Consider the following 17,475-nt stretch of genomic DNA (forward strand, 5'->3'; position numbering starts at 1 on the left):
GGTTTTGGTAGTTACGATGGGATTGATGGGCTGTTCCTCCAGCAGCTCGCTAGGACTGAGTGGAGATTACCGCCAAGATACCTTGGCTTTGTTGCAAGGTTTGAGAACAGCAATTGAATTGCCAGAGGGTTCGGCAGACAAGGCAGCAGCTCAGTCACAAGCGCGTCAGATTATTAACGATTTTGCCTCTCGCTATCGGCGGGATAGCTCTGTCGCTAAGCTGAGTTCTTACACGACGATGCGAACTGCATTGAATTCAATAGCAGGGCATTACAGCTCTTATCCGAATCGTCCGCTGCCGGAAAAACTGAAGACTCGCTTAGAGCAAGAGTTCCAGCAGGTGGAAGCAGCTTTGAGACGAGAAGCTTGAAGAGCTAGCTGGCGAGTTGTTAGCTGTTAGCTGTTCATTCACTGGCTAATCGCTAATCGCTTTTATGGAGATCGCGTCCACTGCTCTGAGACCCGGTTGGGGATGATGGCAGATGGAGTGAATTTACTGTAACCAGTGGAGCGATCGCATCCGCTGCAACACGCAGCACAGACGGCGGATGCGATCGCCGCAGACAAAGCGCCGCAGATAAAGCGCTACAGACCAAGCGCCGCAGACAAAGCAATGACAGATTACGCCATTTTGTTTTAATTTCAGAAGATAAAATCTTGAAATCCTGTTTGGGCTTTGGTTTGAAAAGCCCAAATGACAACAGACGTGGCAGTTGGTATCGTCGATCTTAGGGGTGCCTATTTCTACTAAAAAGCAGAGATTTGCCGGAAAAGCGGGTAAATCTGTGTATAGAGTCAATTGACAAGTGCTCAGACAAGTGCTGATATGATGCTCAACCAGCGAAATCGGTTCGGATGACACCTTATCTTCCATCCTTTCGTCTGATGGGTAGACATGTCTAACAGTTCTATGAGATTGGTGTTTAGGAGGAAGTTCGTGGGTCAGGCATCGTTAAGATTGCCGCAAACTTGGCAGCGTGTCTATCGCGGTTTAGTTGCAGCAGTTCTGACCAGTAGTAGTCTTATCAACCCTTACTTGGGTTCGCAACCCGCTCTAGCTCAAACAAAGGCATATTGCCAGCTTTCAGCAGATGCGATCGCCCAAAAAGAAAGTTTGCGTGTTTCAGCCGTAAAGGGAAACTCGGATTCCCAAGGTCGCTACAGAACGCTCTTGAAAAAACACGCAGAGAGTTTGCAGCAGTGTCGTCAGCAAACTTGGCCCCGCGTACAGGCAATCTGGCTGCGCCTGTATCCCTGTGACATCCGTCCTGGGGCACTAGATGAATTAATGGATCGCTTGGTTAACCGGGGCTACAACCAGGTCTATGTCGAAGTTTTTTCTGACGGTCAGGTGCTACTGCCTAAGGCAGAAAACTCCACACCCTGGCCTTCTGTCATCAGAACTCCAGGCGCTGAGAAAGTAGACTTGCTCGCACAAGCGATTAACAAAGGGCGCGAACGGGGGATGCAAGTCTATGCGTGGATGTTCGCCATGAACTTTGGCTACTCCTACTCCCAGCGACCCGATCGACAGCAAGCGCTAGCCCGCGATGGTATGGGAAAAACCAGTTTGTCGGTCACGGAGGACGGTTCTCAAGCCTTCATCGATCCTTACAATGCCCAAGCAAAACGAGACTATTACCAGCTGGTTCAAGAGGTGGTTCGCCGCCGCCCCGATGGAGTGCTGTTTGACTACATTCGGTATCCCCGCCAGTCAGGAAGCGCTTCCGTGGTCACGAAAGTCCAAGACTTATGGATTTACGGAGATGGTTCTCGGCAGGCTTTGTATAACCGCGCCCTCAACAATAAGGGACGAGAACTGATCGAGCGATATATTACCAAGGGATTCATTAGCGCTGGCGATGTTGCAGGGGTGGATAAACTTTACCCAGATGAGGGATCGCCCCTCTGGCAGGGACGCAACCCCGCGGCCGACGAAATGAAAGCAACCGCCTCACAGCGTCAAGCCCGACTGCAATGGGAGTTGTGGCAACTGAGTGTTGCCCATGCGGCTCAAGGCGTTGTGGACTTTGTGGCGTTAGCCAGCCTGCCCGCCCAGCGACAAAGAATCCGCACGGGGGCAGTGTTTTTCCCGGAGGGGAATCAAACCGTCGGTCAAGGGGGGTATGATTCGAGAGTGCAACCGTGGGATCGGTTTCCCAGTTATATGGAGTGGCATCCAATGTCCTATGCAACCTGCGGCAACACCAGCTGCATTGTCCCGCAAGTTGAGCGAGTTTTGAGTCTTGCGCCACCCGGCACTCAGGTTTCACCCGTACTAGCAGGGGCTTGGGGCAAATCGTTCAATTCTCGTCCGTCCTTAGAACAGCAGATGCAAGCGATCCGCGCTGGGGCACCGCAAGTCAATTCAATCAGCCATTTTGCCTTTTCCTGGCAAGAACCGGAAGTAGACCGCGATCGCAAGTTCTGTGGTGCCGACTAGCGATCGCTTTTAGCTCCTAGCCGCAAATCTGGGATACTCGTCGCTAGACACGATTCGCAGCGGCACTTGGGTAATTTTTTCTTCGATTAATTGGTCGCTGACAAATTCCATAACCACCGGCTGCAAAAAGAAAAATGCAGCCTTTTTTTCGATTAGCGATCGCTCTTCCAATGATTCCAAGGCTTCTAGCAGTTTTTGCGGTGAGAGCGAGGGCGGTATCTTCTCCCGCAATTGTGAAAATGAAAGGATTTGGTTACTCAGGGCGAGGCAGTTAATAATTATCTTTTCCGTCTCGGACAACCGCTTAAATTGTTGATCTAAAAGATTGCGAATTTCACCAAACACTGTAATTTTTTGGCTTAAAAAATCAGAAATATTCCCGTGGAATAACTTTTGAATCGTCGTCGAGACGATTTTTAATGCGAATGGATTTCCTGCATAATATTCAATTAGCTGGCTCCAATCGCTCGGCGAACCCCATAAAGAACTTTTAGCCCTCAATATTTCCTGTACTGGCGCTACCTGCAAACCTTTTAGTTTCAGGACTCGAACGGGTAAAGTTTCTCCTTCCAGTAATCCAATTCCTTTTGGCTTCTCCCGGCTTGTTAGCACCATGCAACTTTGATGGGGTGTTTCTCCTATCCTTTCCAAAAGTTCACCATAATCCTCATAGCCTTGGCGATAGTGTCCAGTGCTAAAGTGCAAGGAAGGCTTGGACAAATCGCCCCCGTGCAGAATCGCCTCCGCATTATCGAATACCAACAGACAGCGAGAAAGCTTTAAATAACAAATCAATAGCGAAATTCTCCCGTCTACCGTTGCGGGTAAATAAGTTTCCCGCTCGTTTGACAGAAATCGGATTAGTTCTGCTAGCCTCTCGTTGAGAGGCGGAGCATTGCGTAGACTTCGCCAGATGACAAACTCGAATCGATCTTGAATTTGCAGCGCTAGCTTCACCGACAAACAGGTTTTTCCGATTCCGCCGATTCCTAACAGCGTCACCAATCGGCAGCGTTCCGATAAAATCCAGTGCGTTAATGTTGCCAGTTCTTCTGTGCGCCCGGAGAAAACACCATACTCAGGTGCCTCCCCCCAATCTTGTCGTCCTTCTTTCGTCGTTGCACTTCCTCTCTCGGCAACCGTCTCAATCTTAGAAGCGGGTAAATCGTAATCACTTTGTTCCAACAAGAGGTTAAAAGCTCTGAAGCAGCGACTTAGGGTGCGCTTATCAACCCCAGCTTCACAAGCAAATACCTTCATCAGGGTATCTGGATCTAAGCCAGTGCGATCGCTTAACGCTTCCAGAGTGTACCGATTGTTAGATTTTTCGCAACTTTCCGCTTCAGATTTTGCCGCCTGGAGTTTCTTTAATCCTTGGGGCGTGAGAATCACACCACGCCTACGTTTTTGTTGTTGTAAATTCATCAGAGAAATATCTGAGTTTAACAAACACAGCAACCTGTGGGGCAGGCAAAACCCGGTGTATATGGTCTGTGGGTAATAGGTTCCACCCCACTAAATAGACTGCTACAAACTTCGGATACGGATTTCCTGAGTCTTAGAGAATTTAATCACCCCGATTATGGCAAAGCTATAGGCTGTTCGATCCGAAGATTAAGAAATTTTTCCGATTTTAAGCAACTTCGCAAAGTTAGCATCTTAATTTTCTTCCAGACGAAAAGCTGACAATGTCTGGATTCCGAGAATTGATTAGCAAAAATATTTAAGTTCTTTGTTTAGATCCTAAACTTCGGCGGCTGATATTTGAGATACGGTGCAAACTTGATTTATGCAAACCACAATAAATTTTACTCGTTCAAGCACGAACATTTTGTCAGAGAAAATTTTCAGGAATTGATTGACTGGATATTGTGGTTTAGTTCCAGGGCACGCTCTCATGTTCGTTTTTGTATCAGTATCCGCGATTAATTAGGAGTAAAACAGAATATTTTGCTTCGCAAATGAGTATGTTTATCTTTTGCAAATCCTAGAATCATGAGTTAGGAAATAACAGGATAAATCTACTGTTTTACCTAGAGAAAAATAGTAGTCGAAAATACTTAAAGTCCCCTGATAGGAGCGCTGGAATCAATGTGTAAAAAATGCAAATTTTACCAAATTACAGCTAAGCACAAATAGTGTTTTCCCCTCAAAAAGGCTTAATTTAGCACCTTTATTGTCATCAACAGTCCATCGCGTTCATTTATGGAGATATTCGGAATGACCTCACTAAGTACCTTAAATTCGACAGACGATCTGGAGTTTGGCAAACACGTCTCGCGAACGAACGTCCAAAAAATACCCATTTCGGTAAACCAGTTTTGGTCGGGGTTCGATGATTACCTCTCGTTGCAGAAAGTTCTCGGCGCACACGAAAATACTGAACTGGAAACCGGGGATGGAAAACCGGAAAATGGCGTGGGAGCCATCATCCGATTCGAGTTCGGGGGTGGGATCACTCGCGAACGGCTGGTCGTCAAGGACGATCAAAACCACGTGTGGAAGATCGACATACCAGAGCCGAATGTGCTGTTCACGTTCTACGAAGCTACCGCGCGGGTATACGACACGGAGACTGGTCCAGAAGTGTCGCTGACGATGGAAGTCGTGATGCGGAGCGAGAACCGAGAAGATCGGGCAAAAGCACTCAAGATTATGGAAAACTTCCTGCCAACGCGCATCCCTGAAGTCACTAATTTCATCCTCCGAAGAGACGGAATCAAGTGTTCGTTCGAGTTTGATGTCCACTGTCCCGTAGATAAGTTGTGGGCTGTCGTTGGCAACTGGCAGGATGTCTCGTGGGTGCAATACGCCACTGGGGTGAAAATAGAGCCTGACAATAAGCGGCAGATCCTCTTCCCGAACGGTGGAGTTGTCGAGGAGAGCCTCGTGTCTTGCTCGAACGAAGAGCGAACCTTAGCCTATGAAATGACCAAAAGTGCTTCGATGCCGATCAATCTCTACAGGGCTACAGTCACGCTTTCTGAGGTGAATGCCGAAGTCACCAAAGTGAACTATGAGAACATCTTCATCCCTGAAGAGGGGCAAGATGCCCAGCAACTCAAAGCCAGCATTGAAAAGATGTTCAACCAGCGATTTGAGTGGGTCAAATCGCAATTTGACACTCGCAAAGACACCCAGCAAAAAACTAGCCGCGCAAAAGTCACAGGTATCGTTCGCGCCCCCATTGACAAAGTGTGGGCGGTCTTCAGACCCTTTGGTCAGGAGATTATGAAATGGTGGCCTATTTATGAGTGGGTTAAATTGGATGCCCCAGGCAAAGACGAAGTTGGGGCGATACGCTCCTTCAAGACTCTCTCAGGGCGCGAATATAAAGAGCGTCTGGAGATGCGCGACGACCAGAAGCACACCTTGAAATATTCCTTTGTCGAAGTCAAACCTAGTCTTCCCATCACGAGTGCTATCACAACTGTCGAGATGTCAGCCAAGAGTCCGACGGAAACGGTGATTCATTGGTTTTCTGAAACTGAAGTCAGCCCCGTATTTGCCGGACAAATTACTAGCGGTCAGGAAAAAACTTACACTGAAGCGATCAAATCTCTGGATAAACACTTTAATCCCAGTATTGGCAAGCTGGAAGTTGAAGTGATTAGCGGCAAGGATTTGCTCAAAACTGGCTTGTTTAATCCCGATCCTTTTGTCGTAATCGATCTTGACGAGGCGAAGCCACAAGAATCGAAGGCTTGTTTGCAAACTTGCAACCCCTTGTGGAATGAAAAGTTCACCTTTGAGTTGGTGAGCATTGAGGGCAAGCTGCGTTTCAGCGTTTGGGACGCCAACCTCGGCAAAGATGAGTTTATGGGTACTGCCGAAGTTGATTTGCACGAGTTGAAATCTGGTCAAGTAACACGTAAAACGCTACCGCTAAAGCGTACCGAGCGTGGAGAGATTGTCGTTTCCTTGCGGCTGTTGCTGGATTCAGGGGAAAAACTGCCCAACACCAAACAGATGCAGCAGCAACACGCGATCGCATTCCTGACTGGGATTTTGGATGAGGTTAAGCAGCAAGTTTTGCAAATCGTGCAGCAGTATGCTGGCGGTGAAGACCAAAAGTATGAATATCAAAAGTATCCTCGTCGGAAAGATGCACCTGACGTGGCAATGGAGGACTTGCCACGCATGGTGAAAGGTCTACCGCCAGGAGAAGTGCTACCACCACAGAAACTGGGATTAATTTCGCAGCGTGCCTCTGAGTACCTCTACTCACAGGTGGGATTTTTACAAAGGCTAGAGAAGATCCAGAAGGAGGGCGGCGATCCGTGGACAGCCTTCTTCTCTGGCTGGATCGACCAGCCATATAACCTTCCAAAAATTTGGAAGGATGATGTGGAATTCTGCCGCCAGCTAATCCAAGGGGTTAACCCGATGTGCATTACACTCTGCACAGACGAAAGTGTTATCCCCAAAGACATGGCACACCTGACGGCGCAAGGGAAAACTATCCCTGAGCTGATCGCCCAAAAACGCTTGTTCTTGCTGGATTACGGATATCTAGAAGATATCCCTCAACTTTGCAGTAAAGTTTTCTATCCCGCATTCGTGTTGGTATACCGGGAACTACTGAAAGATGGAAAGTCGCGGCTGAACATTCTCGGCATCCAACTAACGCGCCATAAAGACCGTAAAAACGAGGTTTACACTCCTAACTCACCCTATCCCAACAAGTATTTACTAGCGAAGATTCATGCAGTCTGTGCTGACAACCAGTACCACCAGTTTATCTACCACTTGGGCTTCACGCACTTGGTTATAGAACCTTTTGCCATCAGCCATCACAACGCCTTTCCCAAAGATCACCCAATTGGTCAACTGCTGAAGCCGCACTTTGAAGACACCATCGGCATCAACTACTTTGCTCGTCAAACTTTGGTTTCTTACATTGCTCCCTTTACTAATCAAACCTTCGCCACGGGCACTGCGGGAGCGATGCAGCTATTGCTGAAGGCATTGAAGAAGTGGGACTTTTCTGGTATGAGCTTCCCGCAAGAGCTATTATCACGCGGATTTGATGAGAAGGGTTCGGACGGCGTTGAAGACTACTACTTCCGCGACGATGGGTTCAAGATTTGGAATGCAATTACTGACTATGTCGGCAATATTGTAGCGGCTGTGTATAAGGATGATGCCGCAGTGGCAGCAGATAAAGTTATCCAAGCTTGGGCGCAGGAAACTGCCGATCCGGAGCGTGGAGCTGTTTCTGGTTTTCCGGCTGCTATTGAAACGCGGGAGCTGTTGGTGAAAACTCTAACCAACATTATTTTTCTAGCCAGTGCCCAACATTCCGCAGTCAACTTCCCCCAAAAGGAATACCTAGCGTATATCCCCAACCGACCCAACGTTCTGGATAAGCCAGTACCTGAAACTGAAGGCGATATCACAATGGAATACGTGATGGAAGCTTTGCAGAGCATTACAATTTCTCACTTTGAAGTTTCTTTCTCCTACCTGCTCACCACCCCGTCTTTGCATCTACTGTTCCAATTACCGTTAGCAAACGATCGGTTCTCCTCAATCCACGCTATTTTTATGGCGAAGCTAAATCTGATAGCAGTGGAGATTGAGGAACGGAACAAAAAGCTGGAACAGGAAGGTAAAATTCCCTATCCCTACCTGTCACCCAAGCAGATTGCCTACAGCACTGATATTTAGGACTTAGGGAACTGGTACAACACTGCCACAACAACTTAGTAGTAGATACTTCTGTACCTACTACTAAATTCTGCTATAAAGCTACGGCGAACCCCATTGGGGAAGTTAGACTGACTTAGTCAGTTTTGACTTAGTCAGTTTAATTAAATAGTTAGGCGGCAAACGAAACGGGCAGCAGTCTTACGGATTTACGGAGGAAAATAATGAATCGAATCGCACTCGTCACAGGCACATCATCGGGCGTCGGATTGAGTACGGCGGTGTTACTAGCGCAGTCAGGCTTCACCGTCGTTGCGACCATGCGTAACCTAGAAAAGCGTAATCCTCTTGAAACGCGAGCAAAGACGGAAAATGTTACGCTCGAAGTGCGTAGACTGGATGTTCAGGACGCAGCCTCCATTGACGAGTGCGTAAACTCTGTTGTCCGCGATTACGGTCGGATCGATGTGCTTGTCAATAATGCAGGCGCTGGCTACCTAGGAACCCTTGAGCAAACATCGATTGACGATCTAAATCAAACAATGGATGTCAATTTTTTCGGCGTCTGGCGTGTCACCCAAGCTGTCCTACCGCTGATGCGCTCTGCCGGTTCGGGGCGAATCATTACAGTTACCAGCGTCGGCGGTCTCATCGGGCACCCATTCAACGATGCGTATTGCGCCGCTAAATTTGCGGTCGAGGGTTTTATGGAGAGTCTTGCTCCCGTTGTTAAACGCCTCGGTATCTCTGTGTCCCTCATCGAACCGGGCGCGATCAACACAGAGTTCGTCGCATCCGTCCTAGAGACTAGAGCAAATTTGCAGCGGCCCGTTCCCGAAGCATATAGTAAGATGCTCGATGCATACCTCTCCGCAACGGAGCAAGTCTTTTCCACAATAGGGCAGACAGGTGACGATATTGCAAAAGTCATTGCCGAAGCTGCCACCGCCGATGTGCCACATTTCAGATACCAGACGTCCGACCTCATCCGTGGTCTTGTCTCAAGCAAATATGTCGATCCCACGGGCGATTCGGTGGTCGAGTTTTCAGGCGATCGCCTGCCTTGACGAGGATTTCAAACACCACCTGCGACGCAATTCTCCCCTCGTCCCCTTATTGGTAGAAATTGCGATCGCGCCGCCGTCACACGATAACTTCAACGAACTTTAATCTGACTGGCATAGCCAGAGCAGGTCTGCAATGTGGTTAAAATCAATCCTCCTTTTAGTGGCTAGTAATAGGTAATTGGTTTCCTTAATGACCCATTACCTATTCTCAATTACCAACATCCAGAAGTGATGTTTAGTTACCGCTCAAGAGGAAATGCTTTTTAGCAACAAGAGACAAGGTATAAGCCGAGAGAAACTTAATTTAAAATATTTTTTAGGACTCAGTTAAAACGTTGAAAATTGATAATTTAATGGCTCTAAAAACACCAATTATAACCGAATACATATGCAATCTAAAGCCGTGGGATATTATTTTTTTCACTTGACTTTAAAAAAATCCTTAAATAAGGAATAAGCAATGACCTTGAACAAATTGAATTTAAAACGACCCAAGCGCTTACTGTCAATGGATGGTGGCGGTATTCGTGGACTAATTGTGGTTGAAATTCTAATTAAGTTAGAAGACATACTCTACAACCAACCTAATTCGCCTTGGAAGTGTTTGGCTGATTACTTCGACTTCATTGGCGGCACGAGTGCAGGTGCAATTTTAGCAGCAGGACTCGCTAAAGGAATGTCAGCGTGAGCATTGCGTGATATTTTTTATAACGATGCTCAGACAATGTTTAGTAAACGTTGGCTGCTCGGGCAACTGTGGTCAAAGTACGATTCAGGGTCGCTAGAGCAAAATATAAAGTCTATTCTAGGTGACATCACCCTTGGATCGGATCAACTGAAAACACTCTTGATGATTGTTTCCAAGAATGTAACAACTGATGGAGCCTGGTTCCTCGTTAACCATCCAAATAACCAATTCTTCAAGAGTAATAGCGAAATTCCACTCTGGCATATCGTTTGAGCAAGTTCTGCTGCACCAACTTTTTTCCCGCCTCATATGTTTGCTGTCGGCAATCAAGAGTATGAATTTGTTGATGGTGCTGTGAGTATGTTTAACAACCCATCATTCCAGTTGTTTGTGGAAGCAACTCAAAAAGAATATGGAATTGGTTGGGAAACGGGTACCGATAACCTCTTGCTGATTTCAATTGGTACAGGGTTCAGTAACCAGTCGATTAAGTTAGGTGAGGCAAAAAAATATACGATGCTCAACTGGGCGGGCTATGCAATCGGAGACTTAATGGAAGACACAAACGTACAGCAAAACGTTTTAATGAAGCTGATTAGCTATACACCTAGATCCGAGCAGATTAATCGTGAGCTGTCAGATGTTTCCGTACCTTCCATTAACGGAATGCAACCGTTAGAAACAGGTAGCTCAAGTCCTGAAATGTCACCCTCCCAGGCGGTTGAGGACTTCAACCGCAAGTTGCTCACCTATCACCGCTATACAACCTCATTTACAAAGAAACGCTTCAAGCAGCTGAAATTACCGCCAAACATCGACCCAAACTCAGTGACATCTATCGACTGCGTAGATCAAGTTGAAGCCTTAGTTTCCCAGTTCCAGCGCTGATGAGGGGGTGAGGGGGTGAGAGGGTGAGGAGGAGAATTTCACCCTCTGGGTTATTTCTGCCACCTTGGTCTAGTCCTCTTCTCTTTCCAACGCTCTAGCCCCACTCCCTAGTGCATCACGGCAGAAGTAAGCGATCAGTTGATATCACCCCCTCACCCCCTCATCCCCTCATCCCCTCGTTTCCAGGAAGTGGTCAGTTACTTTGCTGTCGCTGCACTAGCGCCTTCTTGGTCAAGTCTCGTTAAGACCAATCCACTTATCGATTAAGAGCGGTTGATATCCAGCCAGCGTATCAAGTAGTAGCATCGGTTCCTGCTCTTCCAGCACAAGCGAACGGTGCTGAGGACGCAAAAACGCTTCGCCAACCGCGCGATCGAAGAACGCAATCAGGTGGTCATAATAACCCTCGATATTCAGCAGACCGCATGGCTTTTGGTGTATGCCTAGTTGTGCCCAAGTCAGCACCTCGCAAAATTCCTCAAACGTTCCATAGCCTCCTGGTAGTGCCACAAACGCATCCGACAGTTCTGCCATTAAAGCTTTGCGCTCGTGCATTGAACCAACAACTTGCAGATCGGTTAGACCCCTATGAGCAATTTCCTTGTCCACTAAGGCTTTAGGAATCACACCAATGACCTCACCTCCTGCTGCTAGTGCCGCATCGGCAACTATTCCCATTAATCCAACATTTCCACCACCGTAGACTAGACTAATTCCTCGGAGTGCTAGCGCTTCACCCATTTGCTGGGCTGCCTCCGCGTAGGCGGGTCGTAAGCCTTTGTTGGAACCGCAAAAAATGCATACGCTTTTCATCCCGATCGCTACCCCAACTCCTAATAAACCTTACCAAAACATTTGATGTGACATCGTACCTTGAGTAACACCAAATTCTCTTATCCCAGACACTCGAGTACTTCACCCAGCTGACTCACCTGAATGGGTGATTTTTAGACTTGCAACCAGTTATCAAAACTTTCTTCTGATTCCAGAGCAATCTAGTCCAGAGCAAGATTGGTCAGGCAGCTGCTGAAGAACAAGTTTCGCCCAAAGACTTTGAGAAGTTCAAGCACGAGGATTATTGAAGAAGACTGGAGGCTTTGATAATTGAATGGAATAGCGATCGCACTCTTTTTCTGAACCGAGATGGCAAGAGGGCGATCGCGTAGCCTCTCTTTTCAACCCACCACAAAATTCACTAACTTTCCAGGCACTACAATCACCTTTTTTATTTCCTTGCCTTCGATGAACCGCTGAGCAACTTCTGACTCGCGGGCATACTGTTCTAAAGCTTCCCGATTTGCATCAGCGGGCACTTGAATCGCTCCACGGGTTTTGCCCATCACTTGAATCACCAGCGTGATTTCATCAACCACTAAGGCAGCCGGATCGACGGTAGGCCAAGTTTGGGTGTGTACCGAATCGCTGTGACCGATTGTGTGCCACAGTTCTTCAGCAATGTGAGGGGCAAAGGGAGCCATCAAGTGAATCAGAGTTTCTATCCCTTCGGCATATACTGGCGAGTCTTTGCATTTGGCGTCAGCTAAAGCATTGCTCAACTTCATTAACTCGGAAATTGCTGTATTGAATTGATACTCGCCCTCTAAATCTTCCGTAACCGCTTGAATCGCACCGTGAATTGCCCGTCGCAAGTCTTTTTCGCCCTTATTCATCTCCCCGCCTTTGTCAGGGGAGCTAGAGGGACTCTGTGCGACAAATTCTGCCACCAGTCGCCAGACGCGGTTGAGGAAGCGAAATTGTCCTTCAACGTCGGCATCATCCCATTCCAAATCTTTTTCTGGAGGTGCCTTGAACAAGATAAACATCCGCGCTGTATCTGCCCCGTACTTGGCGAGGACTTCCTCTGGATCGATGCCGTTGTACTTCGACTTGGACATCTTTTCATAGAAGACTTGCAACGGTTCCCCCGTTTCTGGGTCTTTTGGATCGGCTGGATCTACCTGTGCCGCGGGAATGTATTTGTCAGTGGCAGGATTTTTGTAGGTAGTGCCCTGCACCATGCCCTGAGTTAGCAGGCGTTGGAAGGGTTCGTCGAAGTTTAAAAGACCGCAGTCTCTCAAAACCTTGGTAAAAAACCGCGAGTACAACAAGTGCAAAATCGCGTGTTCAATCCCGCCCACATACTGGTCTACGGGCATCCAGTCATTGGTTTTTGCGGGATCAAAAACGTGCTGTTCGTTTTTGGCATCGGGATAGCGCAAGAAATACCACGACGAATCAATAAATGTATCCATCGTGTCCGTCTCTCGCTTGGCTGGGGTGCCGCAAGAGGGACAAGGAACATTGACAAAAGCTTCCATCTGCGCCAATGGAGACGCCCCACGACCCGTGAATTCTACCTCTTCCGGCAATCGAACCGGCAAGTCTTCATCCGGCACCGGCACCGTACCACAGCTGGGACAGTGAATTGCCGGAATGGGTGCCCCCCAATAGCGTTGCCGCGAAATTAACCAATCCCGCAGGCGATACTGCACCCGCGCTTTCCCCCAACCCTCTTTTTCCGCGTACTCAACAATCCCTGTCTTCGCTTTAATTGAATCCATCCCATTAAATTGGTCTGAATTCACCAAAATTCCTGGTTCGGTATAAGCTTCCTGTAGAGATGCGATATTTCCCGTCTCTACATCATCCCCTGGCGGAACAATTACAACCTGAATGGGGAGATTCTGCTCCTTAGCAAACCGGAAGTCCCGCGTGTCGTGGGCTGGAACACCCATCACCGCGCCAGTGCCGTACTCGTACAATACGTAATCGGCAATCCAGATGGGAATCTCTTCTCCCGTAAAAGGATTCATCGCCTTCCCACCAGTCGGAATACCGCGTTTTGGCTTATCCTCTGCGGTGCGTTCCAATTCGCTTTCTTGGGCGACTTCTTGGATAAATCCTTCTACCGCCTCTTTTCGGTCTGGAGTCGTTACTTTGGCAGTCAAAGGATGTTCTGGCGCTAGCACCACGTAAGTCACACCATAGACGGTATCGGGACGGGTAGTGAAAACACCGATTTTTTCATCCAACCCGACAATCGGAAATTCTAGGTAAGCGCCAGTGGATTTACCAATCCAGTTCGCCTGCATCAACTTGACTCGATCGGGCCATCCGCTCAATTTGTCCAAATCGTTGAGCAATTGCTCGGCGTAGTCGGTAATTTTCAGGAACCACTGCCGCAACATTTTCCGTTCGACTTTAGCACCGGAACGCCAAGATTTGCCCTCGCTATCGACTTGTTCGTTTGCCAGCACCGTCTGGTCGATGGGGTCCCAATTGACGGCGGCTTCTTTCTGGTAAGCTAGTCCGGCTTTCAAAAACTGCAAGAAGATCCACTGCGTCCACTTGTAATAATCCGGCGAACAGGTAGCAACTTCGCGGTTCCAGTCGATTGAAAGCCCTAATTGCTGCAATTGATGCCGCATCTGAGCAATATTTTGATAAGTCCATTTTCCGGGAGCAATACCCCGGTCAATAGCGGCATTTTCGGCTGGCAAACCAAAGGCATCCCAACCCATTGGATGGAGTACGCGATACCCTTGCATCCGCTTGAGTCGGGCAATCACATCCGTGATGGTGTAGTTGCGGACGTGTCCCATGTGCAGGCTGCCCGATGGATAGGGGAACATGGACAGAGCATAGAACTTGGGCTTAGTGCTATCTGTAGGGGTTTGATCTAAGCTTTGTTCTGCCCAAGCCTGTTGCCACTTTTCCTCGATTGCTGCTGGGTTGTAACGGGACTCCACGGAAAAAACTCCTGCTGGATTAGTAATCGTGTTTGCCTCAATATTCTGACACAACTGTTCACCATAGTCTGGACGGTAGGCTACACTATCGATTTAAATTTTTCTGTTTTTTGCTGACGCCGAAGATATCCACATCCTACGCAGATAGGAGCTGAACTGCACTAAGGATAATCAGTGTTTATCGCAATCCTATTTGAGTGAGTGGATATTTTTTGAAAAAACTGCGTTTGCGGAGCCTGCACTTTGCCCTTAGAAACCACTAGCGAGCGCGTTGCCATGCTCGAAGGAGGATAGCCTATATGTATTAGCCATATAGAACGTGAAAAAAGAGTAAGAATAGGAGTTAATAAATCATTTTAAATTACGTTACGGTGTTAAGTAAGAGTAATATTTTTTTAGCAGCAATCTTTTACATATCTATAGCAAGTACATTTTGAATAATTTACAAGTTTTTGTTTACGGCACTTTGAAACCGGGAGAGTGCAATTACGAGCGATACTGTGCTGGAAAGGTGGTGGAAGAAAAAAGAGCGATCGCATTCGGCGAACTTTTTTCCCTCCCAGCAGGGTATCCCGCAATGATCCCTGGCAATGCAAAAATTCACGGGTTCATACTCACTTTTCCCGATTCAACTGTGTTACAGAAATTGGATAATCTGGAAGGCTATGACCCTAGCCGTCCAGAGGCACAAAATGAATATAACCGGCATCAAATTGAGACCTATAAACCATCTGGGCAGCCACTAGCAATAGCTTGGGCTTACTTGATGAGCGTTGATCGGGTTAGACGCCAAAAAGGGATTCTGCTGACCTCTGGATGGTGGAGCCACTTAAAAAACAATGAGTGATGAGTTCATTCCAAAACTCATCACTCATTGCTCAATATTTTTTAAGTCAAAGCGGATTAATTCTGATATCCCTTGGCGTCAGATCCATCTACTGATGGCTTCACAAATTTTTCTGGAGCCGCGACTGCTGCTTTGGGAATCTCCACTGCGGGATGATTCAGGGCAACCATCAAAGGCTCTGCTGCTGTCTCTGAAATGGGAGCTTTTGCTAGTTGGGGACTCAGGGAGTGATTACCCGGAAGAATTCCTGACAAAGCGCCGACAAACAAAGCTGCGATCGCTGCGCCACCCCATGCAGCAACCCGTTGGGAGCGGCGGCGGTTGATGCGTCCGAAAACTTGATTAACAGCCTGTTCTGCTGATTGCTCGGACTCTGGAACGGGAATTGTTTGTAAACCCTGGCGTAATTTCACCAGTCTGGTATACAAACACTGCATTTTGGGGTCACTTTTAAGCCATTCCTGAACTTGTTTGCGCTCGTCAGCGGTTACTTCACTATCTAAGTAGGCACTGAGCAATTCAAAGCGATCGCGTTGCAAAATATCCATCTCCTTAGAGACTTGTGCGTTTGCAGGGCACCGCTGTCCAGAATCCTTACGATTGTTCAAATCAGAGGTCATTTTCACATCACCAGCAAGTCACACAATAGGAAAGCAGAGCAGTCACTAATCTTTGCCACATTCAGTATATACGTAGAAACTTGTATTTCATTACAATCTTAACTGTTTTGCCAAGAAGTAAAACACAAGTAATGGGGAGCTGACTTAATCCGTGACAACCAAGGGTGAACTTAACGATTTACGCTTAGTCTAGTTTTTAGCAAGCGATCGCACCCAGTAAAAATCTACCCTTTTTTCACGACCTATCTGAAATCGTTTCTTGGAAGCCACACCTTGCAGCACTTCAGCGAACAAGGAAGGCTATCCTACTGCTTTAAAGATAATCGGCAACCCCGGAGGTACGAATCCACCGAATAGCTGAAACCAGATTCTATCCCTAAGTTAGATTAATTTCCGTCTAGGTAGTTTTGCAGCTGAGATTGCAGGCGCTGACGCGCTCTAGCAATTCTAGATTTTACCGTTCCCAGGGAGACACCTGTGATTTCGGCAATTTCTTCATAAGCCATGCCTTCGATTTCTCTCAGGACGATGGTAGTGCGAAACACCTCTGGCAGATCGGCGATCGCTTCATGCAGCTGCTCATAAAATTCCCGCGTCGTCATGTCTTCGTCGGGACTTGGATTGTCAGATGCAATTTCCCAATCCATTTCGCCGTCATCCATCATGCGAGGCGCATCTAACGACAGGGGATGAGACACCCGTTTGCGTTTACGCAGCTCATCATAAAACAGGTTCGTGGCAATCCGGCTCAACCATCCCCGGAACTTGACTGGCTCCTGCAACCGCTTAATATTGCGGTAAACCCGAATCCAGACTTCTTGAGCTAAATCTGCCCGATCCTGCCAATCTGGAGCCAGATGGTACAAAATCTTATCGACATGAGACTGATACCGGCGCAAAAGTTCGGCAAAGGCAGCGCGGTCAGGACGCAGCCCCGCCTGACAATGCAGAATTAGATCGTAGTTTGACAGTTTTTCAGGTTGCACCGGCGCTTGAGAAACCGTTGCTTCAGCTGTTGACCAGGATACAGGAATCGATTGAGTCATGGATGGATATAGGGGTTAAAACATCCTAACCCTCCAAGACGCTGCCACTTTGACAATGGTTCCCGCTTGCGGCGGAATGCTAAATGGCGTTCTACACCAATGTAGCGAATCGAAGGATCAACGTCGGGAGTTATTCATATAAATACGAACTTGTGACACTCCATCCGGAAAACCAGAGCTTTCCAGGCAGAGGGGGAAGGGCGATTTAGGAGAAAGTCATTTCTAGTCGGAGTTACAGGCGAATATAATTACACCCAGGATTACAGAAGATGAGGAAAATATCATTCCAACGCTACTGCCCCCAGCGCTTTCAGGGTCGCTTTCTGCGCGTCTGTTAAACCTGTAACGCCAGTAATATTCATACCTTACGCGATGTGCAATTAAGTTTTGAATAGGAAAGTCCCACCCGACAATGCTAGAAGTACAACTCAACTAGCTGGAGTGGGACGAATGTTTTCTATAGAAGAGTTTATCATTG

General features: G+C 47.6%; 14 protein-coding genes. 9 read left to right on the top strand and 5 right to left on the bottom strand.

Going from position 1 to position 17,475, the window contains the following annotated elements; genetic code table 11:
- The 3 genes from psb27 to NDA06_RS23235 all read left to right on the top strand — a co-directional run.
- Positions 1-370: photosystem II protein Psb27 (psb27, locus tag NDA06_RS23225; protein WP_348251881.1), on the top strand; the 370-nt coding region annotated here is incomplete at its 5' end.
- A gap of 135 nt (positions 371-505) precedes the next feature.
- Positions 506-640 carry a hypothetical protein gene (locus NDA06_RS23230; protein WP_277877665.1) on the top strand — a complete coding sequence of 45 codons (135 nt, stop codon included), beginning with the start codon at positions 506-508 and terminating at the stop codon, positions 638-640.
- Positions 641-910: 270 nt separating this feature from the next.
- Complete coding sequence (locus NDA06_RS23235) at positions 911-2,443, top strand: family 10 glycosylhydrolase (protein ID WP_347277010.1); 1,533 nt, start codon at positions 911-913, stop codon at positions 2,441-2,443.
- A gap of 9 nt (positions 2,444-2,452) precedes the next feature.
- On the opposite strand, the gene NDA06_RS23240 is transcribed toward NDA06_RS23235, so the two are convergent.
- Positions 2,453-3,868: an ATP-binding protein gene (locus tag NDA06_RS23240; protein ID WP_190431993.1), complete on the bottom strand. Its 1,416-nt coding sequence runs from the start codon at positions 3,866-3,868 to the stop codon at positions 2,453-2,455.
- 795 nt (positions 3,869-4,663) lie between these two features.
- Between NDA06_RS23240 and NDA06_RS23245 the strand changes: the two genes are divergently transcribed.
- The 5 genes from NDA06_RS23245 to NDA06_RS23265 all read left to right on the top strand — a co-directional run bounded on the left by NDA06_RS23245 (position 4,664) and on the right by NDA06_RS23265 (position 10,735).
- On the top strand, positions 4,664-8,113 hold the full coding sequence (locus NDA06_RS23245; protein WP_242047381.1) for a lipoxygenase family protein: 3,450 nt from the start codon (positions 4,664-4,666) through the stop codon (positions 8,111-8,113).
- Between the two features lie 203 nt (positions 8,114-8,316).
- Positions 8,317-9,159: an SDR family oxidoreductase gene (locus NDA06_RS23250; protein WP_190985047.1), complete on the top strand. Its 843-nt coding sequence runs from the start codon at positions 8,317-8,319 to the stop codon at positions 9,157-9,159.
- Complete coding sequence (locus tag NDA06_RS23255; RefSeq protein WP_190431998.1) at positions 9,104-9,262, top strand: hypothetical protein; 159 nt, start codon at positions 9,104-9,106, stop codon at positions 9,260-9,262. The genes NDA06_RS23250 and NDA06_RS23255 overlap by 56 nt, the downstream gene beginning before the upstream one ends.
- 357 nt (positions 9,263-9,619) lie before the next feature.
- Positions 9,620-9,847 carry a patatin-like phospholipase family protein gene (locus NDA06_RS23260; RefSeq protein WP_190985046.1) on the top strand — a complete coding sequence of 76 codons (228 nt, stop codon included), beginning with the start codon at positions 9,620-9,622 and terminating at the stop codon, positions 9,845-9,847.
- Between the two features lie 309 nt (positions 9,848-10,156).
- Positions 10,157-10,735 (top strand): hypothetical protein, encoded by a 579-nt coding sequence (locus tag NDA06_RS23265; protein WP_190985045.1) that lies wholly within the window; start codon positions 10,157-10,159, stop codon positions 10,733-10,735.
- Between the two features lie 231 nt (positions 10,736-10,966).
- Here the strand turns inward: NDA06_RS23265 and NDA06_RS23270 are convergent, their stop codons facing one another.
- Together NDA06_RS23270 and leuS are read right to left on the bottom strand one after the other, a co-directional pair.
- Entirely contained in the window at positions 10,967-11,548 is a 582-nt protein-coding gene (locus NDA06_RS23270) for a TIGR00730 family Rossman fold protein (RefSeq protein WP_190985044.1), read from the bottom strand.
- 362 nt (positions 11,549-11,910) lie between these two features.
- Positions 11,911-14,484, bottom strand: coding sequence for a leucine--tRNA ligase (gene leuS / locus NDA06_RS23275; RefSeq protein ID WP_190985043.1), 2,574 nt, complete (start codon positions 14,482-14,484; stop codon positions 11,911-11,913).
- Positions 14,485-14,917: 433 nt separating this feature from the next.
- Between leuS and NDA06_RS23280 the strand changes: the two genes are divergently transcribed.
- Positions 14,918-15,331 carry a gamma-glutamylcyclotransferase gene (locus NDA06_RS23280; protein ID WP_199300287.1) on the top strand — a complete coding sequence of 138 codons (414 nt, stop codon included), beginning with the start codon at positions 14,918-14,920 and terminating at the stop codon, positions 15,329-15,331.
- A gap of 56 nt (positions 15,332-15,387) precedes the next feature.
- Here the strand turns inward: NDA06_RS23280 and NDA06_RS23285 are convergent, their stop codons facing one another.
- Entirely contained in the window at positions 15,388-15,951 is a 564-nt protein-coding gene (locus NDA06_RS23285; protein ID WP_242030352.1) for a Fis family transcriptional regulator, read from the bottom strand.
- Positions 15,952-16,337: 386 nt separating this feature from the next.
- The gene (locus NDA06_RS23290) at positions 16,338-16,997 is read right to left on the bottom strand and encodes a sigma-70 family RNA polymerase sigma factor (RefSeq protein WP_190414997.1); all 660 of its coding nucleotides are present in this window, start codon (positions 16,995-16,997) and stop codon (positions 16,338-16,340) included.
- Between the last annotated feature and the right edge of the window lie 478 nt (positions 16,998-17,475).

Origin of the sequence: Trichocoleus sp. ST-U1, from assembly GCF_039961835.1 — a bacterium.
Taxonomy (GTDB): Bacteria; Cyanobacteriota; Cyanobacteriia; order Cyanobacteriales; family FACHB-T130; genus FACHB-T130.